The sequence below is a fragment of the Psittacicella gerlachiana genome, assembly GCF_003585965.1.
Classification (GTDB): Bacteria; Pseudomonadota; Gammaproteobacteria; order Enterobacterales; family Psittacicellaceae; genus Psittacicella; species Psittacicella gerlachiana.
Genome location: NZ_NRJF01000009.1, coordinates 1 through 3,368, shown reverse-complemented (window position 1 = coordinate 3,368; position 3,368 = coordinate 1). Strand labels below are relative to the sequence as shown.

Sequence of the window (3,368 nt, the reverse complement as noted above, 5' to 3'; positions counted from 1 at the left end):
TAATTTTATGATAGTTAAAATTAACTAACCAAATCTAATTTTTTATAACCCCTATCAATAAATTTACAATTGAACTTTGGGTTTTTCCTCCTAGCTAAGCTACAATCAATTACATTACTTACGATGTACCCCTAACCAAGCAGCGTCTATTGCTCCTGCAAGTAAACCTGCAGAGTTAGGAGAAAACTCACTACTAATCCCAATTAATTTCTTTTCCCATACTCCTGGGACTTTAGAGAGAGCTGTTACTGGATGTTCATGAGCCGCAACAGCATCTACTTCTGTAGCAATATAAGGATCTTGTGTCCAATCTTGGAGTTTTACTTGTACGGGATGCTGAGCCTCTTTACCATAAAGTCGCACTAGTTGTTGTAAGCATCGCTCTATAATCTCTGCAGAAGAGAGTTTGCTTCTTTCGCTAGCGGGTAAGGAAAGAAAACCAAATAGAGCTCCTATCTGATTTTTTGCATCACTAATATTATGAATTTCTCCCATAGGTCCTACGCCACTTCGTGCATCACCACTAAGATTATGGGCTAACCAAAAAGGTTGAGTATATTCAGCAATAAACTTAGCATGAGGAGCCATCCAAGTTGCTGTTTCTTGCCAATTTCTCTTGATCTTTTCAGGTAAAGCGGGAATAAACTCAATCTTTTTCGCTGCTACACGTGGAGCAACTGCTAGGAATACTTTGTCTCCGATAAAGGTTTGCTCATTTGAGTGCAAATGTACAACCACTTGATTGTCAACAAGTTTGATACTTTTTACTTCCGCTTGCAGATGTAATTTCTTTGGATCAAGTTTAGCGAGAAGAGCACGAGCAAGACTACTCATTCCTTGAGCTAAACGCTCACCATCAACAAAAGGATAATCATAGGCTTGAGGAGGAGTATGAAGACTACGTTCAACCAAAATACGTCCATGAGGTTGAGAAAAAGTCTCAAGTCCGAGATCTCTAATTAATTTAGCTAACTCCGGTTGATATTCGGGCCAAAACCAAGTTGCCCCTAATTCTAACTCATGAGAGGCTAATTGTGAAGCCATGCCTTTTGCTCTTCCTCCAAAAGAAGCACTTGCTTCTAATAGCACATAATCTTCTTGTTTTTGTTCTAGGAGGTAAGCTGCATAGAGACCACTTATTCCTCCTCCAATAATAATTGTTGTCATAATCTTTAGTTTCTTTGTTGTTTGTGTTTTTAATTTAGGTTCGTGATAAATTTGTTAAGCTTAGAAAGATCAAGCTTTGAATGAAGAGTTATCTTTAAAAGTTCTTACATGGGGACAGGCTTTATTGCCTTACTCTCATTAATTACAGTTTAAGCTTAAGCCAGCCTATTTTTGCTTAATATAAAGAGGCAAGTTTTACTGCGGGTTCTTCTCCTTTTAAAGCGGGTAAATAACTTGCTTGAGTTAAGCATTGTTCCCATAATCCTTGAGGTAAGCCATAGTAAGCTTTACGTTCAAGATCTAAAGTTTGTTCTAGCTCTTGCTGTTGGTATATCTTTGTTACCCAATCTGGATTTAAAATGGCAGCTTTACCAAAAGCAAAAAATTCTGCATAGCCACTTTGGCTTGCTTTGTTAATTGCTTCAAGATTAATAAGATTACCTACGCCAATTAGGGGTAGTCTTCCTTGGAGTTGTTCATGAATTAATTTAATTCTTAAACTTGGTACGGCAACACCTCTCCGTGCGGGTTTAAAGAAATCCCATAATGACACATGCAAATATTGTAAAGGTAAGTGGGCTAGATTTTCTACTAAAGCCAATGCTTCTTGCATGGTCATCCCATTATCTCCAGGCTCTTCGGGAGAAAATCTATACCCAAGAATAAAGTGAGGCGAATTTATGCGGGCTTTAACTCTAGTAACTACTTGGTTTATAAAAGCAAAAGGTTCTCCCCACTGATCTGTACGAGTATTAGTTTTGCGAGAAACAAATTGTTGTAATAAAAAACCATTGCCGCCCATGATCTCTACCCCAGCAAAGCCCGCTTGCTCTGCAAGTTGGGCTGCTTGGGCAAAAGCTTCAATGAGTTCTTCTATTTGTGCCGCCGTTAAATTTTGGATTTGCCACTTTGGAGCTAAAGCCTTTTCTCCTCCATGCTGTAACTGTAAAATTCCTAAAGCCCCTTGAGCTTGAATTGCTTGAGCTAGAGCTTGTAACTGCTTAAAGTTTTCTTGAGTTACTGCAGGTTGTCCTTGAAAAGTTTTGCCTTCAGAAGCAATGAGCATTCCTGCGGTAATCACTAATCCCGCTCCTTGTGCTCGTTGAGCGACAAAGCTAATTTCTTCATCTTTTAATATTCCTTGCTCGGTCGAAGACCAAAGAGTTAAAGGAGCTAGGACTAAGCGATTTTTTACTACTTGTCCGTTATTTAAGGTAAAGTTCTTTGCTAATAACACTATTTACTCCTAATTAGCAATGCTAGATAAAGCTAAATCAAGGAAAAAATCCTTGATTTAGAATAGCTTAAATTTATTTACCAGCCATTACTCCACCATCAACTGGAAGAATAGTTCCGGTAATCCATTGGGCTTCATCACTAGCAAAGAAAAGAATTGCTTGAGCAATATCTAGAGGTTTACCGTTACGGCCTAGAGGATGAAAACTATTAAAGGTTGGTAAAGTTTGAGCTACTTGTTCTTCACTCATAAAGGTATTGTATACCGGAGTTTCTACCACTGCCGGAGCAACTGTATTCACACGAATATTTGAACTAGCTAGTTCAATGGCAAGATTTTTTGTTAAAGCGTGTACACCACCATTAGCTGCCGAGTAAGCTGAAGAAGGGGTGGCTGCAACTGCTTGTAATGCCCACATGGATCCAGTTTGCACTATAGCCCCACCGCCACGTTTTTGCATTGCTCGTGCTGCCGCTTGCGCCATAAAAAACTTTCCTTTTAAAATTATATTTAAGAAGTTATCGTATTCGTCCGGCGTAATCTCTAAGAAAGGTTTAGGATTAAAAACTCCTGCATTATTAATTAAAATGTCTACCCCACCAAATTCTGCTTCCGCAGTTGCAACTAAAGCTAATGCAGTCTCAGGATTTGCAATATCTCCAGCCACTACTCGTACTTGAGTTCCTGTTGCATCTATTTCTTTAGCTGCTTGTTCTAGTTTTGCAAGATTGCGTCCACCAATTACTACATTTGCCCCTTCGAGTACTAGTTGTTTTGCTACTTCTTTACCAATACCAGAGCCACCACCAGTAATAATTGCTGTCTTTAAAGAAAATCTTTTCATTTGTTGTACCTCGTTGTAAAATATAACTATAATTATTGTGATAAATTTTTGTGTCTTTATCTTCCATAAGGCAAGAATAAATATTAAATTTATTTCCTTTGCCCCAATATTATAGAATTA

At 38.3% G+C, this 3,368-nt stretch carries 3 protein-coding genes; all 3 read right to left on the bottom strand.

Annotation, left to right across the window (positions count from 1 at the left end; genetic code table 11):
* Positions 1-114 precede the first annotated feature (114 nt).
* The gene (locus tag CKF59_RS00320) at positions 115-1,167 is read right to left on the bottom strand and encodes a flavin monoamine oxidase family protein (protein WP_119533995.1); all 1,053 of its coding nucleotides are present in this window, start codon (positions 1,165-1,167) and stop codon (positions 115-117) included.
* 175 nt (positions 1,168-1,342) lie between these two features.
* Complete coding sequence (locus CKF59_RS00315) at positions 1,343-2,404, bottom strand: oxidoreductase (protein WP_222985428.1); 1,062 nt, start codon at positions 2,402-2,404, stop codon at positions 1,343-1,345.
* Between the two features lie 73 nt (positions 2,405-2,477).
* Entirely contained in the window at positions 2,478-3,248 is a 771-nt protein-coding gene (locus CKF59_RS00310) for an SDR family NAD(P)-dependent oxidoreductase (protein ID WP_119533993.1), read from the bottom strand.
* Between the last annotated feature and the right edge of the window lie 120 nt (positions 3,249-3,368).